The organism is Azospirillum sp. B506 (assembly GCF_000333595.1).
GTDB lineage: Bacteria > Pseudomonadota > Alphaproteobacteria > Azospirillales > Azospirillaceae > Azospirillum.
Map to the genome: position 1 here is coordinate 1 of NZ_BADK01000906.1, position 17,656 is coordinate 17,656.

General features: G+C 67.4%; 20 protein-coding genes. 9 read left to right on the forward strand and 11 right to left on the reverse strand.

The window, feature by feature from the left end; genetic code table 11:
- The first annotated feature begins 61 nt into the window (after window positions 1–61).
- Both I71_RS28075 and htpG read left to right on the forward strand, forming a co-directional pair.
- The gene (locus tag I71_RS28075; protein WP_042701930.1) at window positions 62–1,699 is read left to right on the forward strand and encodes a hypothetical protein; all 1,638 of its coding nucleotides are present in this window, start codon (window positions 62–64) and stop codon (window positions 1,697–1,699) included.
- Window positions 1,700–1,809: 110 nt separating this feature from the next.
- Entirely contained in the window at window positions 1,810–3,690 is a 1,881-nt protein-coding gene (gene htpG / locus I71_RS28080) for a molecular chaperone HtpG (protein ID WP_042701931.1), read from the forward strand.
- 67 nt (window positions 3,691–3,757) lie between these two features.
- On the opposite strand, the gene I71_RS28085 is transcribed toward htpG, so the two are convergent.
- Window positions 3,758–4,927, reverse strand: a complete 1,170-nt coding sequence (locus I71_RS28085; RefSeq protein WP_244434097.1) for an ATP-binding protein — start codon at window positions 4,925–4,927, stop codon at window positions 3,758–3,760.
- 464 nt (window positions 4,928–5,391) lie between these two features.
- Between I71_RS28085 and I71_RS28090 the strand changes: the two genes are divergently transcribed.
- The 5 genes from I71_RS28090 (at window position 5,392) to I71_RS28105 (ending at window position 7,708) form a co-directional block, all read left to right on the forward strand.
- Window positions 5,392–5,823, forward strand: a complete 432-nt coding sequence (locus tag I71_RS28090; RefSeq protein WP_042701979.1) for a Fur family transcriptional regulator — start codon at window positions 5,392–5,394, stop codon at window positions 5,821–5,823.
- Window positions 5,824–6,019: 196 nt separating this feature from the next.
- A complete protein-coding gene (locus tag I71_RS40245) occupies window positions 6,020–6,253 on the forward strand; it encodes a hypothetical protein (RefSeq protein WP_244434098.1) in 234 nt (77 codons plus the stop codon).
- Complete coding sequence (locus I71_RS40250; RefSeq protein ID WP_244434099.1) at window positions 6,231–6,407, forward strand: hypothetical protein; 177 nt, start codon at window positions 6,231–6,233, stop codon at window positions 6,405–6,407. The genes I71_RS40245 and I71_RS40250 overlap by 23 nt, the downstream gene beginning before the upstream one ends.
- Before the next feature lie 174 nt (window positions 6,408–6,581).
- Window positions 6,582–7,256 (forward strand): HAD family phosphatase, encoded by a 675-nt coding sequence (locus I71_RS28100; RefSeq protein ID WP_244434100.1) that lies wholly within the window; start codon window positions 6,582–6,584, stop codon window positions 7,254–7,256.
- A gap of 77 nt (window positions 7,257–7,333) precedes the next feature.
- Window positions 7,334–7,708, forward strand: coding sequence for a hypothetical protein (locus I71_RS28105; protein ID WP_042701939.1), 375 nt, complete (start codon window positions 7,334–7,336; stop codon window positions 7,706–7,708).
- Here I71_RS28105 and sigJ read toward each other — a convergent pair.
- From sigJ to I71_RS28155, 10 genes are all read right to left on the reverse strand, one after another.
- Window positions 7,705–8,595 (reverse strand): RNA polymerase sigma factor SigJ, encoded by an 891-nt coding sequence (gene sigJ, locus I71_RS28110; RefSeq protein WP_042701942.1) that lies wholly within the window; start codon window positions 8,593–8,595, stop codon window positions 7,705–7,707. The two genes, I71_RS28105 and sigJ, sit on opposite strands and share 4 nt — an antisense overlap.
- On the reverse strand, window positions 8,592–9,044 hold the full coding sequence (locus I71_RS28115) for a carboxymuconolactone decarboxylase family protein (protein WP_042701944.1): 453 nt from the start codon (window positions 9,042–9,044) through the stop codon (window positions 8,592–8,594). Before I71_RS28115 ends, sigJ begins: the two co-directional genes overlap by 4 nt.
- Before the next feature lie 98 nt (window positions 9,045–9,142).
- Entirely contained in the window at window positions 9,143–9,400 is a 258-nt protein-coding gene (locus tag I71_RS28120; RefSeq protein ID WP_042701946.1) for a hypothetical protein, read from the reverse strand.
- Between the two features lie 16 nt (window positions 9,401–9,416).
- On the reverse strand, window positions 9,417–9,881 hold the full coding sequence (locus I71_RS28125) for a DsrE family protein (protein WP_042701949.1): 465 nt from the start codon (window positions 9,879–9,881) through the stop codon (window positions 9,417–9,419).
- Between the two features lie 69 nt (window positions 9,882–9,950).
- Window positions 9,951–10,739 (reverse strand): molybdopterin-synthase adenylyltransferase MoeB, encoded by a 789-nt coding sequence (locus I71_RS28130; protein ID WP_042701980.1) that lies wholly within the window; start codon window positions 10,737–10,739, stop codon window positions 9,951–9,953.
- Window positions 10,740–10,818: 79 nt separating this feature from the next.
- A complete protein-coding gene (locus tag I71_RS28135; RefSeq protein ID WP_042701953.1) occupies window positions 10,819–11,616 on the reverse strand; it encodes a hypothetical protein in 798 nt (265 codons plus the stop codon).
- Window positions 11,617–11,788: 172 nt separating this feature from the next.
- On the reverse strand, window positions 11,789–12,748 hold the full coding sequence (gene cysK, locus I71_RS28140) for a cysteine synthase A (RefSeq protein ID WP_042701956.1): 960 nt from the start codon (window positions 12,746–12,748) through the stop codon (window positions 11,789–11,791).
- A 121-nt stretch (window positions 12,749–12,869) separates the two neighbouring features.
- Window positions 12,870–13,325 carry an Rrf2 family transcriptional regulator gene (locus I71_RS28145; protein WP_042701959.1) on the reverse strand — a complete coding sequence of 152 codons (456 nt, stop codon included), beginning with the start codon at window positions 13,323–13,325 and terminating at the stop codon, window positions 12,870–12,872.
- Window positions 13,326–13,501: 176 nt separating this feature from the next.
- Window positions 13,502–13,795, reverse strand: a complete 294-nt coding sequence (locus I71_RS28150) for a DUF2218 domain-containing protein (RefSeq protein ID WP_042701963.1) — start codon at window positions 13,793–13,795, stop codon at window positions 13,502–13,504.
- Window positions 13,796–13,814: 19 nt separating this feature from the next.
- Window positions 13,815–14,435 carry a PadR family transcriptional regulator gene (locus I71_RS28155; protein WP_042701966.1) on the reverse strand — a complete coding sequence of 207 codons (621 nt, stop codon included), beginning with the start codon at window positions 14,433–14,435 and terminating at the stop codon, window positions 13,815–13,817.
- Between the two features lie 204 nt (window positions 14,436–14,639).
- Between I71_RS28155 and I71_RS28160 the strand changes: the two genes are divergently transcribed.
- Window positions 14,640–16,568, forward strand: a complete 1,929-nt coding sequence (locus I71_RS28160; RefSeq protein WP_042701969.1) for a hypothetical protein — start codon at window positions 14,640–14,642, stop codon at window positions 16,566–16,568.
- A 53-nt stretch (window positions 16,569–16,621) separates the two neighbouring features.
- Entirely contained in the window at window positions 16,622–17,626 is a 1,005-nt protein-coding gene (gene trxB, locus I71_RS28165; RefSeq protein ID WP_148294389.1) for a thioredoxin-disulfide reductase, read from the forward strand.
- Window positions 17,627–17,656: the final 30 nt, after the last annotated feature.

Consider the following 17,656-nt stretch of genomic DNA (forward strand, 5'->3'; position numbering starts at 1 on the left):
TGCTCCAAATTGCGGTTGGCAAGATCGCGATTGGCAAATCGTAGTTGGGAGTAGTTCCTCGATGCGTCTCAGCCGTCCTTCGCCCGTTGCGGCCCTGCCGGTCCGCTCCCTCAGGCCCGCCCTGATCGCCGGCGGCATGCTGGCCCTGGTGGCCGGCTGGTCTCCCGCCCAGGCCGCTCCCGCCGTCGACGATGCCGGCGCCAAGGCTCTCGCCACCTCGCTGAAGAACGACCTGCCCCGCTGGTTTCCGCCGCCCACCGAGGATGGCGATGGCATCGGCTTCGAATGGCAGGGGGACCCGACGGTCAAGCCGGCCGGCGACCACTATGACGTCGTCCTGCCCCGCCTGTCGGCCGAGGATGCGGAAGGCACGCTGTTCGACATCGGCACCATCCTGCTGGCGGTGACGCCGAAGGACGACAGCCAGTATGGCGTGTCGATCACGCTGCCCAGCGCGATCAAGGTGCAGAACCTCGACGACAAGGACGAGTATGTCGACGCCGCCACCATCACCATCGGCAAGCAGTCCTTCACCAGCACCTGGTCGGGCGCGCTGGAGACCCTGCTGACGGTCGATGGCGCCTTCAACGATCTCGCCGTCACCGCCGCCGGCGGCAAGGGCAAGGTCTCCATCGCCTCCATGACCATGGTCCAGGACCTGAAGCCGGAGGCCGCGACCGGCGGCACCACCCTGTGGAGCGGTCCGGCCGCCTTCGCCTTCGGCGGCCTGTCGGTGCAGGACGAGAAGAACAAGGAACTGGTGAAGATCGGCGGCGTCACCGCCGAAGCCACCTACAGCCGGGTCGACCTGACCAAGGTCAGCGCGCTGCAGAAGCTTTCCGAACAGACCGCCGCCAAGGGCGTGGCCCCGACCGCCGCCGAGCTGCTGCCGAAGCTGCAGGGCATGTTCGGCGGCATCACCGGCGCGATGCGCCTGTCCAACCTGTCCTTCGTCAATCCGGAGGACGGCACCGCGGTGTCCCTCGGCCAGCTCGCCTTCCGCAGCGGCCTGAGCGACCTCGACCAGGCGCAGTCCACCGTCAGCATGGGACTGGAGGCGCGCGACTTCGTCATGACGCCGTCGCCCGCCCCCGCCGGCTTCACCCCGCGCGCCTTCGAGATGAAGCTGTCGGTCGCCAAGCTGCCGAACAGCGCCCTGTGGAATGCCTTCACCGAGCTGGTCAAGGCCGCCGAAGCGGAGGAGGCCCCGCCGCCGAAGAAGAACGCCAAGGCCGCTCCCACGCCGCCCTCGTCCGAAATCGTCATGCAGCAGGCGATGGCCGCCATGGGCGAGGCCGGGACGGAGCTGCGCCTCGACGCGCTGAACCTGGACACACCGGCGACGGCCGGCACCGCCACCGGTACGGTCAAGGTCGCCACCCAGGCCGCCTTCGGCGTCACCGGCGGCGCCACCGTTCTGCTGCGCGGCATCGACGCCGCGGTGAAGGCGATGCAGCCGGCCCCCGGCACCAAGCCCGACAAGGAGACTCAGGATCTGCTGGGCGGTCTGGCGATGATCCAGGCCCTGGGTCAGGCCGGCAAGGACGACACCGGCGCCGACACCCGCACCTACAAGATCGACATCACGGAGGCCGGCCAGCTCCTGCTGAACGGCGCCGACATGACCGCCCTGCTGGCCGGCGGCAGCGAGCCGGCGCCGGCCCCCGCCCCGACGGAGCAGCCGAAGAAGAAGAAGTAGGCACACCTCCCGCGGTTGCATGGCACAAGCCTCTTGAACGGCGGAGACGCTTTCACATATCTCCGCCGTCTTGACGCCAACACCCGTGCCCAACCAACGAAGGTGCCCCCATGACCGAGGAACGGCTCAGTTTTCAAGCCGAGGTCAGCCGTCTGCTCGACATCGTCGCCCACTCGCTCTACAGCGAGAAGGAAGTCTTCCTGCGCGAACTGGTCTCCAATGCGTCGGACGCCTGCGACCGCCTGCGCTACGCCGCCCTGACCCAGCCGGAACTCTCGGCCGACGATCCGAACCTCAAGGTCCGCCTGCTGGTCGACAAGGACGCGCGGACCCTGACCGTCGCCGACAACGGCATCGGCATGAACCGCGAGGATCTGGTCGAGAATCTCGGCACCATCGCCCGCTCCGGCACCGCCGCCTTCATGAAATCGCTGGAAGGTGCGGAGAAGGGTGACGGCAAGAAGGACGTCAACCTGATCGGCCAGTTCGGCGTCGGCTTCTATTCCGCCTTCATGGCCGCCGACAAGGTCACCGTGCTGACCCGCAAGGCCGGCGAGGCCAGCGGCTGGCGCTGGGAATCCGACGGCAAGGGCGAATTCACGATCTCCGAGGCCGACGGCCTGTTGCGCGGGACAAAGATCGTCCTGCATCTGCGCGACGGCGACGACGAGTATCTCGACGAGGCCCGCCTGGGCGGCATCGTCCGCAAATATTCCGACCACATCGCCATCCCGATCCTGTTCGGCGAGGGCGAGGACGCCAAGGCGCTGAACAGCGCGTCGGCCCTGTGGACCCGGTCGAAGTCGGAGATCACCGCCGACCAGTACAAGGAATTCTACCACCATGTCGGCCACGCCTTCGACGATCCGTGGCTGACCCTGCACTGGCGGGCCGAAGGGGCGCTGGAATACACCAACCTGCTCTATGTGCCCTCGACCAAGCCCTTCGACCTGTTCGACCCCAAGCGCGCCCATCGGGTGAAGCTGTACGTCAAGCGCGTCTTCATCACCGACGCGGCGGAAGGGCTGATCCCGCCCTATCTGCGCTTCCTGCGCGGCGTGGTCGACAGCGAGGATCTGCCGCTGAACATCAGCCGCGAGATGCTGCAGCACAACCCGATGCTGGCCAAGATCAAGGCCGGCATCACGCGGCGCGTCCTGTCGGAACTGTCGAAGAAGGCCAAGGACAGCGAGAATGCCGCCGAATACGACAGCTTCTGGGAGAATTTCGGCGCGGTGCTGAAGGAGGGCCTCTATGAGGACTACGAGCACCGCGACGAACTGCTGAAGCTGCTGCGCTTCCGCACCACCGCCGGCGACGAGTTGGTGTCGCTGGAGCAGTATGTCGCCCGCATGAAGGAAGGGCAGGACGCCATCTACACCATCAGCGGCGACGACATCGACACCCTGCTGCGCAGCCCGCAGCTGGAAGGCTTCAAGGCCAAGGGCGTCGAGGTTCTGCTGCTGACCGATCCGGTCGACGAGTTCTGGATGCCGTCGGTCGGCGTCTATGACAGCAAGCCCTTCAAGTCGGTGACCCGCGGCGGCGCCGATCTTGGCAAGATCAAGGGCGAGGAGAACGAGAAGCCGGAGGACAAGGCGCCGGAAGGCGAGCTGACCGACCTGCTGGCCCTGCTGAAGCTGACCCTGTCCGACGCGGTGAAGGACGTCCGCAAGTCCGAACGCCTGACCGACAGCGCCGTCTGTCTGGTGGCCGACGACAACGACATGGACATGCACCTGGAGCGCCTGCTGAAGCAGCACAAGCAGCTGAACGGCGAGGCCGGCAAGCGCATCCTGGAGATCAACCCGTCACACGCCCTGATCAAGCGGCTGGCCGAGCGGGCCAAGGGCAACGGCGCCACCGACGCGCTGGAGGATGCGGCCTGGCTGCTGCTGGACCAGGCCCGCATCGTCGAGGGCGAGTCCCTGCCCGACCCCGCCGCCTTCGCCCGCCGCTTGGCGAGCGCGATGGAGAAGGGGCTGGCGTAACGAGCGCCCGCAATCCGGCACCTGGGAAGACGCCCCCTCCTCTCCACAGGAGGGGGCGTCCTTCATTCTACCCCCGCCCCACCCGCTGGGGCGGGAAGACCAGCGACATGGTGGTGCCTTCGTCGCGGCGGCTGACGACGTCCAGCCGGCCGCCATGCAGTTCGATCAGCCGCTTGGTCAGCGGCAGCCCCAGTCCGGTGCCGACCTGGGCGCGGGCCAGCGCGCTGTCCACCTGTCCCCAGGGCTCCAACGCCTTGGCCAGCTCCTCCCCGGTCATGCCGATGCCGGTGTCGTGCACCGACAGCCACAAGCCACCATCCGCCGCCACGCGGCCGTGAAGCGTCACGATCCCCCCGGTGGGCGTGAACTTCACCGCGTTCGACAGCAGGTTCAGCAGCATCTGGCGCAGCTTGCGTTCATCCGCCCGCAGCGGCGGCAGGTCCAGCGGCACCGCGGTGGCGATGCTGACGCCATGGCGCGAGGCCCGTTCGGTCAGCAGCCGCGCGGTGCCGATCGCCACCCGCACCACATCCACCGTCCCGTCGATCAGTTCCAGCCGGTCGGCGTCGGCCTTCGACAGGTCGAGCAGGTCGTTGATCAGCTCCATCAGGTGGCGGCCGCTTTCGGCGATGTCGCGGGCATAGTCGCGATAGAGCGGGATGGCGTGGGGCCCCAGCACCTCCTGCTCCAGCAGCTCGGCGAACCCCATCATCGCGGTCAGCGGCGTCCGGATCTCGTGGCTCATATTGGCGAGGAAGGCGGTCTTGGCCCGGATCGCCCGCTCGGCCTGCCGGCGGGCCTCTTCCAACTCGCGGGCACGCAGCTCCATCTGTTCGGCCGAGCGCGCCATCAGTCCGGTCACCGTGCCGACACCAAGATAGCGGCCCTGTTCCACCACCAGGAAGCCGGTCACCAGCGCCGCCGGCTTCAGCCGGGCCAGCCGCCGTCCGATCTCCGCCAGCGGCGTCGTCCCCTCGACCAGCAGCGGATGCGGATCCATGAGGATGGACACCGGCAGGTCCGGCTCCGGCCTGGCCTCCCCCCCTTCCCCAGGGTCCGGCAACAGCCGGCCGCGCTCCAGCAATCCGGCCACGCCGCCGTCGCCATCGACCACCGGCAGGGCGGCAAGCTCCGGCTGTCGATGGAAGCGGGCGAGTGCCGCTGCGCAGTCCTGGGACATGGCCAGCGGCGGAACCGGGACAGCCAGCCCGGCCGCGGTGAAGGCGGGTTCGTCCATAGGCGGCTCCGCCCTGAAGAACCGGGGGGAAGGCGGGAAATCGAATGGCGTCACTGCGGCTCCCTCCTTTCCCGCGGGTATGATGAGGTCCGGAAGGGTCATAGTCCACGCCGCATCGTGCCGGATTGAACGACGCCCCCATTGGGGAAAGGCTAGCACCGGATTATGAGCAATTGGTTTCTGCCGCATTCCCCGGCATTCGCAGAATATTATACCAAAGGTACTAATGCTTTTGATTTGCCGACCCTCTCCACTCGGCCATAGGGCGGGAGCTGGGGTGTTTGAGAATGCCTCCGAAACACAGTATGATGCTCAGGTATTCGGGGTGCCGCGAACGGAGCTGCCGGGCTGAACCGCCCGGACGGCTCCGGTCACGGCTTTTGCCACTGGCGTCCCGGGCATCAGGGAGACCGGAGGGGCGAACCGCCGCCCGTCGAACAATGACAGGATTACAGGGGATGTCCATGCCCTCGCGCCTTGAAGAGCTGTGCGTGAAGAAGGGGTTGAAGATGACCGATCAGCGGCGCGTGATCTCGCGCGTGCTGTCGGAGGCGACGGACCATCCCGATGTGGAGGAGGTGCATCGCCGCGCATCGGCCATCGACCCGCGCATCTCCATCGCCACGGTCTACCGGACGATGCGGCTGTTCGAGGAGGCGCATGTCATCGACCGGCTCGATTTCGGCGACGGCCGCGCGCGCTATGAAGAAACAAGAACCGATCACCACCACCACCTGATCGATGTCGACTCGGGTGAAGTGATCGAGTTCACCAACGATGAAATGGAACGGCTGAAAGAAAGCATAGCCCGCGAGTTGGGCTATGACCTGATCGGCCATCGGTTGGAACTGTACGGTGTCCCGCGCAAACGCCGTGCCGATAAATCTGAGTCTTAACTATACACGGGCTTGATTTGCCATGCGCACAAGGGGTGGCGGCTTAAACTGCCCCCACCCGGAATCGCCACGCGCGGGACGGGTGGGTCAGGCGGCCATCGCTTGCGGGGTGCATCGGGTGCCGGTCTGGACCTTGCAGGCCGCTGGCCCAAGGTTAGGCGAGGAGCAAACCTCACTGACCGGAACCGGCCGAACCATGGATGACCGTCCCGACAACCGCCAAGGCCAGCCACCCCGCACCCGGCCCGAAAGCCCGCCGAGCACGGCCGGGCCGCAGACCTCGCAGGCGACACCCAACGCCGCTGCCAGCCTCGATCCCGTGCTCGACCGGTTGGACCGCCTGTCGGAGTTGCTGATGCGGCGCATCGACCGGCTGGAGGAGCGGGTCCGTAGCCTGGAGCAGGGACATGGTGAGATCATCACCTGCTGATCGCCGTCAGGCCGGGCTGGAGGAAGCGTCGGGCGACCTGATTGCCCAGTTGGAGGAGGCAGACGACAGCGCCGGGCATGATGACGGCTCCGAGGATGGGTCCGAAGACGAACCGCTGTTCGAGGTGCCCTGCGGCCCCACGATGCTGCATTGATCGGGCTGCATTGATCGGGCTGCATCGACAGGGCTGCATCGACCAGGATGCTCCGATCCTGGTCCGCATCAGGGTTGACCTGAAAATCCTTGCCCGCCGCAGGGTGACGGCCGGATAACTGCGGTCATGCAAACGACGTTATCCTCATCGATTGGCCAACAGTCCCGGCCCGGCTTGAACGCGCATTCGCCGCTGCCGGTGGCCGCGCCCGATTCGCCGGTTTCCGGCCCGGCCGGCGTCGCCTTCTTCGACTTCGACGGGACACTGATCCATGGCGACAGCCTGCCGATGTTCGTCGGCGAGGTGATCGGCCGGCGCCGCGCCGCCCTGGCGCTGGCCGATGCCATCCGTTCGGCCCTGCACCGCCATGTCCGCGGCCGCGGGCCGGGCTGCGACTTTCCGGGATCGGTCAAGGCGATCTACCTGAAGCGCACCTTGCGCGGCTTGCCGGTGACCGACGCGCTTGCCGCGGCCGAGCGCATGATCCCCCGCGTGCGCTGGCACCAGCCCATGCTGGACGTGCTGACCGAGCATCGCCGCCAGGACCGCCGGGTGGTGATCGCGACCGGCGCGCTCGACCTCTACATGCCGGCACTGCTGCGCGGGCTGGGGGTGGACGACCTGCTGGCCACGGGCATGGAGGTGGTGGACGGCAAGCTGACCGGCCGGCTCAGCACTGCCAACTGCGTACGGCTGGACAAGGCGGAGCGGGTAACCGGCTGGATCGCCAACAACGGCCCGGTCACCGCCACCTGGGGCTACGGCAACCATCCCAGCGACCTGCCGATGCTGGCCCTGATGCACAAGGGCGAAGTGGTCCGTATTCGACGAAGGTCGAACCACAGGTAGCAGCCGTTTACAAAGCTGCCAGTTCCCCCCCATACTCCAACCGTCCATAACAAAAACATGATGGACGGAGGAGAACCGTGGCTTTCAGCATCGATGCCGACATCCGGATGCCGGGCTATGGCGGGCGGCGGGCGGTGGTCGCCGATGCCGACCGCTTGCAGCGCGAGGCGCTGGCCGGCCATCTGTCGGGCCGCGGCTTCCAGGTTTCGCAGACCGACGACGCGCTGGAAGCACTGACCATCATCGGTGCGGAAGCGCCGGTGGTGGCCCTGCTGCCGCTGGATCATGAGGGGGACGACGGCGACCGCGCCGCGGCGCTGGCGGCGATGCTCTATCCGCAGACGCGCATCCTGATGACCGGTCCGCGCATGTCCAACCTGCCCTTCCCCATCCTGCCCCGCCCGGTCGACCTGACCGCGCTCGACCGCTGGCTGGACGAAGCGACGGTTTAAGCGGCAAAGACCCGCTCCAGCTTCTGCGGGTTGGCGATCTGGTAGACCCGGAGGATCCGGCCGTCGCCGATGTCGAAGGCCAGCACGCTGCGGAACGACCCGGCCAGCTCCGCCAGCAGCCCCGGCCCGCCATTCACCCGCACCGGGGTGAAGCTGAAACTGACATTGCGCTTGCGCTGGACTCCGAGCAGAAAACGGGCGATGCGGTCGGCGCCGAACAGCGGGTTCACCGCCGTCCGCGCCATCCCGCCGCCATCGCCCAGCCACTGGGCGTCGTCGGACAGCAGGGCGACGATGGCGGCATAGTCGCGCCGGACACTGGCCTCGGCGAAGGCAATGGCCAGCCGCCGTCCGGCATCGGCCGAGTCGGCCGGTCGATCCCAGGCGGCGGACTCGGCCAGCTTGGCACGGGCACGTCGCATGATCTGGCGGCACGCCTCCACCGACTTCCCGAGCATCGCCGCAATCTCCGCATAATCCAGGTCCATCGCCTCGCGCAGGACGAAGACCGCCCGCTGGTCGGGCGCCAGCCGTTCCAGCAGCAGAAGCATCGCCAGCGACACCGACTCGGGCTCCGCAGCCTCGTCGCTGTCGCTCTCCCAGCTGGTGACCTCCGGTTCCGGCAACCACAGCCCGTAATAGCGTTCCCGCGCCACCCGGGCGGAGCGCAGCCGGTCGAGCGCCAGCCGCGTCACCAGGGTGGTGAGATAGGCGGGGGCCGATCCGACGCTGCCGGGAGCCACCGCCGCCCAGCGCAACCAGGCGTCCTGCAGCGTGTCCTCCGCCTCGGCCACCGACCCGAGCAGCCGGTAGGCCAACGCGCGCAGCCGCGCCCGCTCGCCCGCGAAGGCGGCGAGCGCGGTGTCGGGATCGGCCAGCGCCGTCACGCCGCCATCCCGACGGCGGTGCCCTCGATATGCTGGGCGATGCCGATGCGGTTCCAGGCGTTGATCTGCGCCGCCGTCACCGTCAGCTGGGCGATCTGCTCGGCGCTGAAGTGACGTTGCAGCGCTCGGTACGCCTCGTCGATGCGGTCATGCTGGGTGCGGGTCAGCACTTCGGCCCAGGCGAAGGCGGCGCGCTCGTCCGGCAGAAACAGCTCCGACCGCTCCCACTCGGCGAGGGCGGCGATGCGCTCTTCCGACTGGCCGTCATGGCGGGCTTCCTTGCTGTGCAGGTCGATGCAATAGGCGCACCCGTTGATCTGCGACACCCGCAGGTCGATCAGGTGGATCAGCCCGGTCGGCAGGCCGCTGCCGCGGATGGTCTTGGCGGTGGCGTACAGCGTGGCGAACAGCGACGGCGCATCGGCGGCGACGGTGAAACGGAAAGCCATGGTGGTCATCCTCGTCTGGAGTGTCATCGCCCCCATGACGGGACGCATGTCTCCGGCGTGACGCATGGCTGCCTTGCGCCCGGATCAGACGGTGCGCTTCAAGCGTCGCTCAACAGGCCGACCGCCTCGCGCAGGATGGCGACCTTCGCGGCGAACCGCCCCTCGGGATCGCTCTCGCCGATCAGCTGGATCATGATGCCGAGCGCATGGGCGACGCGCGGCGCCGTTCCCGGCCGCTCCCGCAAGCGGGTGGCAAGCTCGGCCAGCGCCGGCCGGTAGGGTCGCCCCTCGAATCCGTCGGTGGCGATCGACTCGAAGCGGTTGGCGAGGTCGAGGATCTCGCGGTTGTCGCTCATGCCCGCTCCACCGGATTCAGACGAACAGCATGGCGCCGCCGCCGGGCGCCTCGTTGAGGAAGGTGACCACGCCGCCGGTGGCGACCGGCACATCCGGGCGCAGCGAGACGCCGGGCGGCAGGCCGAGGGCGCGCAGCCCCATCTCGCAGGCCATCACCGTGACCCCCATCGCGACGCAGGCCTCCAGCAGCTCCTCGAAGGTGGCGAGGCCATGGGTGGCGAAATAGCGGTCGCGCGCCACCGGCGTGCTGCCGTCGTCGGCAGGGTCAAGGTCGTGCCAGCCCAGCACGCCCGGCTCCGCTTCATGCACCAGGGCGCGCAGCGCGCGGCCGGTGAAGAACAGCGTGACCTTGCGGTTGGTCGCCGCCGCGGCGCTGGCCATCACCAGCGCGTAATGGACGCGGTCGAAGCCGCCGGCGAACAGCACGATCGACAGGGCCGACGTGCCGCCGGCTCCGGTCGCGCGCAGGGGGTCAGGCATCGTTGCTGACTTCGTCTCAGGCAGGGCAGTGGACATGATGGCCGCCTCCCGTCAGTGCCGCGGCGCCCGTCAGTGGGCGGAGAGGTCGTGGATCGTCCGATGATCGCCGCAAAGCGCGCAGTCGGGATCCCGCTTGATGGCGATGCGCTGATAGGACGCATAGAGCGTGTCCATCATCAGCAGGCTGCCCGACAGGCTCTCGCCCAACCCCAGCAGTTCCTTCAGCACCTCCGTCGCCTGCAGCGACCCGACGAAGCCGGCCAGCGCGCCCAGCACCCCACCTTCCGAACAGGACGGCACGGCGCCCCGCGGCGGCGGCTCGGGGAACAGACAGCGATAGCAGGGGTGCGGCGCGCCCAGATGCGCCTTGAAGGTGCTCAACTGCCCGTCGAAGCGCAGGATCGCCGCCGACACCAGCGTCCGGCCGGCCAGGAAACAGGCGTCGTTCAGCAGGAAACGCGTGGCGAAATTGTCCGATCCGTCGGCAACGATGTCGTAGCCGGAGATCAGCTCCATCGCATTGTCGCGGTCGATCCGCGTGCGGTGCGTCTCCACCCGCACGTCGGGGTTCAGCGCATGGATGCGGGCGGCGGCACTCTCCACCTTCGGATGACCGAGTGTCGATTCGTCGTGGATCACCTGCCGTTGCAGGTTCGACAGATCGACCGTGTCATCGTCGACGATGCCGATGGTGCCGACGCCGGCCGCCGCCAGATAGAGCAGCAGAGGAGCGCCAAGGCCGCCGGCACCGACGACCAGCACCTTGGAACGCAACAGCTTTTCCTGGCCGATGCCGCCGACTTCCGGCAGCACGATGTGGCGGGAATAGCGGTGAAGCTGGGTATCCGTGAAGTCCATGGCCCGCAGCATAGCGCAAGGACGGGCCGTTGCAGCAACATTCGATGCGGCGTTTTTCGTGAGGCCGGTTGCGCGCCGCTCAGGCCTTGGTCGCGGTGGTGGTCGGCTTCGCTTCCGATGCCCACTGGCGCAGGCGGTCCTGACGTTCGCGCAGCGTCTTCTGGATGGCGCTTTCCTGATTGAGGCCGGCATCCGTCAGGTCCGGATTGCGCGGCACCAGGCCCATCCGGAAATCGGTCGGCGCCTTCAGGTCGGACGGCGGCACCACCACCATGGTGTATTGGCCGGGATCCAGCTTGTAGGTCGGCTTCTGCAGGAAATTCTGTTCGGCATCGGGCTTGCTGGTATCGCTGGCGGCGACCACCTTGCCGTCCTTGTCCATCATCGCCCAGCGCGTGTTGGGCAGCGTGATGTCGGCGGTGAAGGTGCCGCCCTGCACCACGTTGAAGGTGTGCTTCTGAATGCCGGTGTCGCCATTCCCCGACGGCTGGGCGGTGCCTTTCAGCGTGGCGCCCGCACCGGTCACCAGGATGTTCTGGCGCTCGGTGATGTCCATCGAATAGTCGCGCACACCCGCAGCACGGTTGGCCTGGGAAATCGTCGCGGTGTAGGTGCCCGGACCCAGCCGTGCACTGGCGTCCGCCGTCGATTCCTGCGCCCGCAGGGTGGTCACCACCTCGTTGCGGTCGTTGCGGATTTCGACGTTGGTGAAGCTGTTGTTGATCTTGAAATTATATTCGCCGGCCTTGCTGACCGTGAAGGTCTGGGTATCGGCGTTCGCCCCGTCCGCACCGACTCCCGTCGTCTTTCCCTTGAACTGGGAGAAGGCGCTGTTCGACAGGTTCGGGACGTAGGTGGCGGCAGTAATATCCGACATGGAGGTCACTCCCCGGCGGCGAGGACGGAACAGGCGTTGCTGCTGCCGGGAAGATTAGCCGAATTCGCAAAATCCGTCAAATTTCGGGCGGGAATTTCGCCCTCAGGCTGCGGAGTGGGGACGGACCACGCCCCCATCCACTCCTGCCGGCCCTATCGGCCAAGCCCCCGTCTTATTCCAGCCCCTCGAACAGGGCGGTCGACAGATAGCGCTCGGCGAAGGACGGCAGGATCACGACGATCTGCTTGCCGGCATTCTCAGGACGCGCACCGATCTCCAGGGCGGCGGCCAGCGCCGCACCCGACGAGATGCCGACCGGGACGCCTTCCAGACGGGCAACGCTGCGGGCGGTCTCGAAGGCGCGCTGGTTGGAGATGCGCACCACCTCGTCGATCAGCTCCTTCTTCAGGATGTCGGGCACGAAGCCGGCGCCGATGCCCTGGATCTTGTGCGGGCCGGGCATGCCGCCCGACAGGACGGGACTGTCCTCCGGCTCCACCGCCACCGCCTTGAAGGAGGGCTTGCGCGCCTTCAGCACCTCGGCGGTGCCGGTCAGCGTGCCGCCGGTGCCGACGCCGGAGATCAGGAAATCGACCTGGCCGTCGGTGTCCCTCCAGATTTCCTCCGCCGTGGTCGCGCGGTGGACGGCCGGGTTGGCGGTGTTCTTGAACTGCTGCAGCAGATAGGCGTTCGGATCGGCGGCCAGGATTTCCTCCGCCTTGCGGATGGCGCCCTTCATGCCTTCCGCCGCCGGGGTCAGCACCAGCTCGGCGCCCAACAGCTTCAGCATCTTGCGCCGTTCCACCGACATGCTTTCCGGCATGGTCAGGATCAGCTTGTAGCCCTTGGCGGCGGCGACGAAGGCCAGCGCGATGCCGGTGTTGCCGGAGGTCGGCTCGACCAGGGTCGTGCGGCCGGGGGCGATGGTGCCGGCGGCCTCGGCGGCCTCGATCATGGCGCGGCCGATGCGGTCCTTGACGCTGGCCAGCGGGTTGAAGAACTCCAGCTTGCCGATGATCTGGGCCTTCACCCCCGCCTCGGCGGCGAGGCGGTCCAGCCGCACCAGCGGCGTGGCGCCGATCGTGTCGAGGATGCTGTCGTAGATCTTGCCGCGGAACTCCGGTGCAGCCATGATTCCACCTCTGAGATTTGTGTTATATGTGATTTCAACACCCCAGACGGAGCATTATCCAGCACAGGGAGCCTGTCAAACAGGAAGTGGCGGCGCCAAGCCTCTCCGGTCTTCCGATGGATCAGATGGTGAAGTCGATGCGGTCCTCGGTCTCGCTCTCCACCCCGGCGCGGCGTGCGCGCATGCACAGATCCTCGATGGTGATGGTGTCGAGCTTGGCCATGCATTCCTCCTGCAGTTCGCCCCACAGCGGGCGGACCACCTGATGGCCCAGCACCGAGCCCGCCGGCTCTTCGATCGGATCGGTGGCGGTCTCCATCGCACGGACGACCTTCACGATCTCGCCCAGCGTGATCCGCCGCCGCTCGCGCGCCAGCCGGTAACCGCCGCGGGGGCCCCGCACCCCGGCCAGCACGCCTTCGCGAACCAGCTGCTGCAGCACCTGTTCCAGATAGCGCTTCGGGATGCCCTGGCGACGGGTGATCTCCCCCGACTGCACCGGCTCGGTGCCCGCGTTGTAGGCGATGTCGAGGACCGCCTCGATGGCGAACATCAGCTTCTTGGAGATGCGGAGCATCACGAACGACTCCCGGTATTCTGACCGTGGGTGGCCGACGGTGGAACCACCATCCCCTCTCCCACGTCCGCCTGTTGGTTAAGAACCGTTTTACACCGCCGCTGCGGTAATTCTCAACAGGATTTGTCGCAGACAGACTCGGGAAAATGCACCGCCTCTTCAGATCGGGATTCCCATTATCCCGCTGGCGTCCAGACCACCTCCCCCAAATCTTCGCGGAAGGCGAAGCGCTTCAGGTGGTCGATCACCACATCCTGCATGCGCTCCATCTCTCCGCCTTCCTCCAATTCCAGAGTCAGGGTCAGCCCCCGGTCGTCGGCCGCCATGCGGCAGCGGCGGCCGGTGGCGAAGGGAACGAGCCCCTGGGTTTCGTCATAGACGACCTCGAACTTGTGCGCCCAATGTTTGCACAGCTGGGTCATGTAGCGGCGCCCGTTCGGGGTGGCGACGCGCGCGGTCGATAGTGCCATGGTCCAGTCTCCTTCCCGGTCAGAGGCGCTCGACCTTGCGGGCGGCGTCATCGATGATGTCGGCGATGGCCTGGGTCTGCTCCGCCGTCAGGTCGCCGCGAAACAGCCGCAGCCGCAGGGCGAGCTTGAAATTCTCGATGGCCCGGTGGATTTGCGGCGAGGATTCGCGCTGCTGCCGGGCCCGCGCATGGGCGATGCGGTCGCGCACCGCAGCCACTGTCGAGTCCGCTGCCTTCAGCGCCTCCGAGCCTTCCGGCGTGATCTCGTAGAGCTTCTTGTTGCCCTCGGTCGCGCCGACGCGGATGTGCCCCTGTTCTTCCAGCAAGGTCAGGGTCGGATAGACGACGCCGGGGCTGGGGCTGTAGGCGCCGCCGACCATCTCCTCGATCGTCTTGATCAGGTCATAGCCGGAGCGCGGCTTCTCGGCGATCAGCCACAGCAGGACCAGACGCAGGTCGCCATGGTCGAAGACGCGCCGCTCGCCGCGGCCGCCCCGCCCCTGACCGCCCCAACCTTCCCAGCCGCCCGGATGACCGTGGCGGCCATGACGCCCGTGCCGGCCGCGCCCTTCCGGAGCCTCGTCGTCGAAGTCCGGGCGTGAGAAACGGCGGCCATGTTTGTGAAAAAGATGCCGAAGCATGAAACCCTCTCTTGATGCAGTTTCGATATAACGAAAACTTAGATATATCGAAATACGCTCTCTGACAAGAGGGAACCGTTCAGCCGGCCACGCGCTGACCGTCGATGCCCCGGACAAATCGGGCCTGCCCGCAAATCACTGTCGCCTGCCCGGCCGAAGCGGCTATAACCGACGCCCCGGCTTTGCTCTCGCGTGTGTGTCCTCATGCCCCTTCGGATCGAGACCTTTTCCAACGTCACCGGCGGCTCCAGCTTCTTCAAGGCGGTGGGTCACCCGCTGGCGGCGCCCAAGGCAGCGATCCTGATTGCGCGGCTGGCCTCCTTCGGCCCGGTGGCGGTCTACGACCCGCTGGGCCTGCTGTCGGGGCTGGCGGAGTTCTACGACCTGTCGTCGATCGACATCTGCGGCCTCTATGTCCAGGACGTGGAGCAGGTCGGCCGGGAGGTGTTCGGCCATGCCGCCCGTCCGGTCACCGAACTGCCGTCCAGCGGCGCCCGCACAATCTTCGTCGTCGCCTTCGATTCGCAGCGCTTGGAAGGCCACATCGCCCATCTGATCCCGAAGCAGGCCGGAGTCGTCTCGCTCGACGCCATGCGCGTGCCGGAAGACATGCTGAACGATCCCGGCCATTACCTGTCGAAGTTCAACTGGGCAACCAACTTCGCCTGGTTCCGCGACGGCGACGGCCACCACACCCGCGTGGTCTCGGCCAACTACTGGCCGCGCTACGGCGCCAAGGGCACCCGGCTGTGGGCCTGCCTGTTCGACGCCGAGGGCCGTCCGGTCGCCGACTGGACGGAGCCGATGCCGCCGACCGACGGCACCGTGGTGATCGACAGCCGGCAGGTGCGCGCGCGCTTCAAGCTGTCGCCCTTTTGCGGATCGCTGTTCCTGCACGTCATCGGCGCCGCCGGGCATGACGTGGTGAAATATGCGCTCGACACCTATGGCGACGACGACAGCGTGATGTCGTGCACCCACGACGCCAACGCCTGGCCAGCCGACCTCTATGCCGGCCTGCCCGCACCGCGCGAGGGCGAGAGGGTGTCGTTGTGGATTCAGAACAGTCATCCGACGCCGATCCCCGCCGGCGCCGTCGGGCTGAACCTGATGGGCTCGGCCGACATCCGCACGCTCGACCGGGCGGTCCCGGCCTTCGCCACCATCGAACTGGACGTCGCCAGCCTGTTCCCGGAGGCGCGCTGGCCCCAGCAGTTCGAGGTGCAGGCCGGCAAGCATTTCGTCCGTCCGCGCTATGAGATCGTCGCCGCCGACGGCCGCCGCCGCATGGCCCACGCCAATGTCGAGCGCACCGACCTGAAGCCGGACCCCAAGTTGCCGCAACTGACCGGCGGCGCGATGGACAAGGGCGTCGTCGGCAAGGGCCACATCCTGCCGGCGCCGCTGCTGCCGATGGGGCGCTGGCGCACCACCCTGCTGCCGACGCCCATGAGCACGGCGCAGACCGAGCTGCCGGTGAAGGCGGTGGTCTATGATCGCAACGGCGCCACCGTGGCCGAACACCGCTTCGGCAACCTCAAGCGCTCCGACAGCGTGGCGCTGGACGTCACCGGGCTGGTCGCCGACAAGACGGTTGTCGATGGCTGGGGCCATGTCGAGCTGGTCTATGATTTCGAAGCCGGAACGATTGCTGACGGCTGGCTGCACGCGCTGGTTCGTTACGAAGACATAACGACCGGCCATGTGGCGGAAACCAGCTTCGGCAGCCACATGTTCAATATGGCGATGGTCTACCGTGACGAGCCGCAGAGCTACCATGGCCGTCCGCCCGGCCTGTCGACCCGCCTGTTCCTGCGGCTGGGCACCGATCCGTGGGACACGCTCTGCCACCTCGTCTACCCTGCCTCGACCCGCTGGCATGACACCTCCGACACCAGCCTCGTGCTGGTGCGGCGCGACGGTGTGGAGGTGGCGCGCAAGCGGCTGGCGATCCCCTGCGGCGGCTCGCGCTTCTGGCGCTATCATGAGATGTTTACGGAAGCGGAACGGCTGGCGGCCGGAGATCATGCCTATGTGCTGATCCGCGACACCACCTGCCGCCTGTTCGGCTACCATGGCTGCCTTGCGGCCGGTGACAGCGCCTTCAGCCTCGACCATATGTTCGGTTTCTAGAACCGATCCAACACGCACACCGTCCTTCGCCGATACACTGCGGGATCAGACCCATGGCCACCACGCACCACACCAAGGTCCTCATCATCGGCGCCGGCCCGGCCGGCTACACCGCCGCCATCTACGCCGCGCGCGCCAACCTGGAGCCGCTGATGGTCCAGGGCATGCAGCCGGGCGGCCAGCTGATGATCACCACCGATGTGGAGAATTTCCCCGGCTTCGCCGATCCGATCCAGGGCCCCTGGCTGATGGAACAGATGCAGAAGCAGGCGGAGCATGTCGGCACCAAGATGGTGTTCGACCTGATCACCGACGTCGACTTCACCAGGCGCCCCTTCGTCTGCAAGGGCGACAGCGGCGACACCTACACCGCCGACAGCGTCATCATCGCAACCGGCGCCCAGGCGCGCTGGCTCGGCATCTCGACGGAAGAAATCTACCGCGGCTTCGGCGTGTCGGCCTGCGCCACCTGCGACGGCTTCTTCTTCCGCGGCAAGGAGGTCGCGGTCGTCGGCGGCGGCAATTCGGCGGTCGAGGAGGCGCTGTACCTGACCAACCATGCCAGCAAGGTCACGGTCATCCACCGCCGCGACAGCTTCCGCGCCGAACGCATCATGCAGGACCGCCTGTTCCGCCACCCGAAGATCGAAGTGGTGTGGGACAGCACGGTCGAGGAGATCGTCGGCGAGGGCGACGGCACCATGGGCAACCCGCGCGCCGTCACCGGCGTCCGCGTGAAGAACGTCAAGTCGGGCGAGGAGCGCGTCATCCCGGTGGCCGGCGTCTTCGTCGCCATCGGCCATGTGCCGGCGACCGGCATCTTCCAGGGCAAGGTGGAGATGGACGAGGCGGGCTACATCGTCACGGTGCCCGATTCGACCGCCACCAACATCCCCGGCGTCTTCGCCGCCGGCGACGTGAAGGACAAGGTCTACCGCCAGGCGGTCACCGCCGCCGGCATGGGCTGCATGGCCGCCTTGGAGGCCGAGCGCTGGCTCGCCCACCACGAGCCGGCCGCCGGCGCGCACGGCGATCCCAGCCCGGCCGGGACCTGGTGAGCTGAGAAAATGCACTCTCCCCGTTCCGAT

Excerpts from the sequence above, each read along its gene's own strand:
- I71_RS28075 (WP_042701930.1), top strand. The coding sequence starts at position 62 with ATGCGTCTCAGCCGTCCTTCGCCCGTTGCGGCCCTGCCGGTCCGCTCC.
- htpG (WP_042701931.1), top strand. The coding sequence starts at position 1,810 with ATGACCGAGGAACGGCTCAGTTTTCAAGCCGAGGTCAGCCGTCTGCTC.
- I71_RS28085 (WP_244434097.1), bottom strand. The coding sequence starts at position 4,927 with ATGGACGAACCCGCCTTCACCGCGGCCGGGCTGGCTGTCCCGGTTCCG.
- I71_RS28090 (WP_042701979.1), top strand. The coding sequence starts at position 5,392 with ATGCCCTCGCGCCTTGAAGAGCTGTGCGTGAAGAAGGGGTTGAAGATG.
- I71_RS40245 (WP_244434098.1), top strand. The coding sequence starts at position 6,020 with ATGGATGACCGTCCCGACAACCGCCAAGGCCAGCCACCCCGCACCCGG.
- I71_RS40250 (WP_244434099.1), top strand. The coding sequence starts at position 6,231 with ATGGTGAGATCATCACCTGCTGATCGCCGTCAGGCCGGGCTGGAGGAA.
- I71_RS28115 (WP_042701944.1), bottom strand. The coding sequence starts at position 9,044 with ATGGCTTTCCGTTTCACCGTCGCCGCCGATGCGCCGTCGCTGTTCGCC.
- I71_RS28120 (WP_042701946.1), bottom strand. The coding sequence starts at position 9,400 with ATGAGCGACAACCGCGAGATCCTCGACCTCGCCAACCGCTTCGAGTCG.
- I71_RS28125 (WP_042701949.1), bottom strand. The coding sequence starts at position 9,881 with ATGCCTGACCCCCTGCGCGCGACCGGAGCCGGCGGCACGTCGGCCCTG.
- I71_RS28130 (WP_042701980.1), bottom strand. The coding sequence starts at position 10,739 with ATGGACTTCACGGATACCCAGCTTCACCGCTATTCCCGCCACATCGTG.
- I71_RS28135 (WP_042701953.1), bottom strand. The coding sequence starts at position 11,616 with ATGTCGGATATTACTGCCGCCACCTACGTCCCGAACCTGTCGAACAGC.
- cysK (WP_042701956.1), bottom strand. The coding sequence starts at position 12,748 with ATGGCTGCACCGGAGTTCCGCGGCAAGATCTACGACAGCATCCTCGAC.
- I71_RS28145 (WP_042701959.1), bottom strand. The coding sequence starts at position 13,325 with ATGCTCCGCATCTCCAAGAAGCTGATGTTCGCCATCGAGGCGGTCCTC.
- I71_RS28150 (WP_042701963.1), bottom strand. The coding sequence starts at position 13,795 with ATGGCACTATCGACCGCGCGCGTCGCCACCCCGAACGGGCGCCGCTAC.
- I71_RS28155 (WP_042701966.1), bottom strand. The coding sequence starts at position 14,435 with ATGCTTCGGCATCTTTTTCACAAACATGGCCGCCGTTTCTCACGCCCG.
- I71_RS28160 (WP_042701969.1), top strand. The coding sequence starts at position 14,640 with ATGCCCCTTCGGATCGAGACCTTTTCCAACGTCACCGGCGGCTCCAGC.
- trxB (WP_148294389.1), top strand. The coding sequence starts at position 16,622 with ATGGCCACCACGCACCACACCAAGGTCCTCATCATCGGCGCCGGCCCG.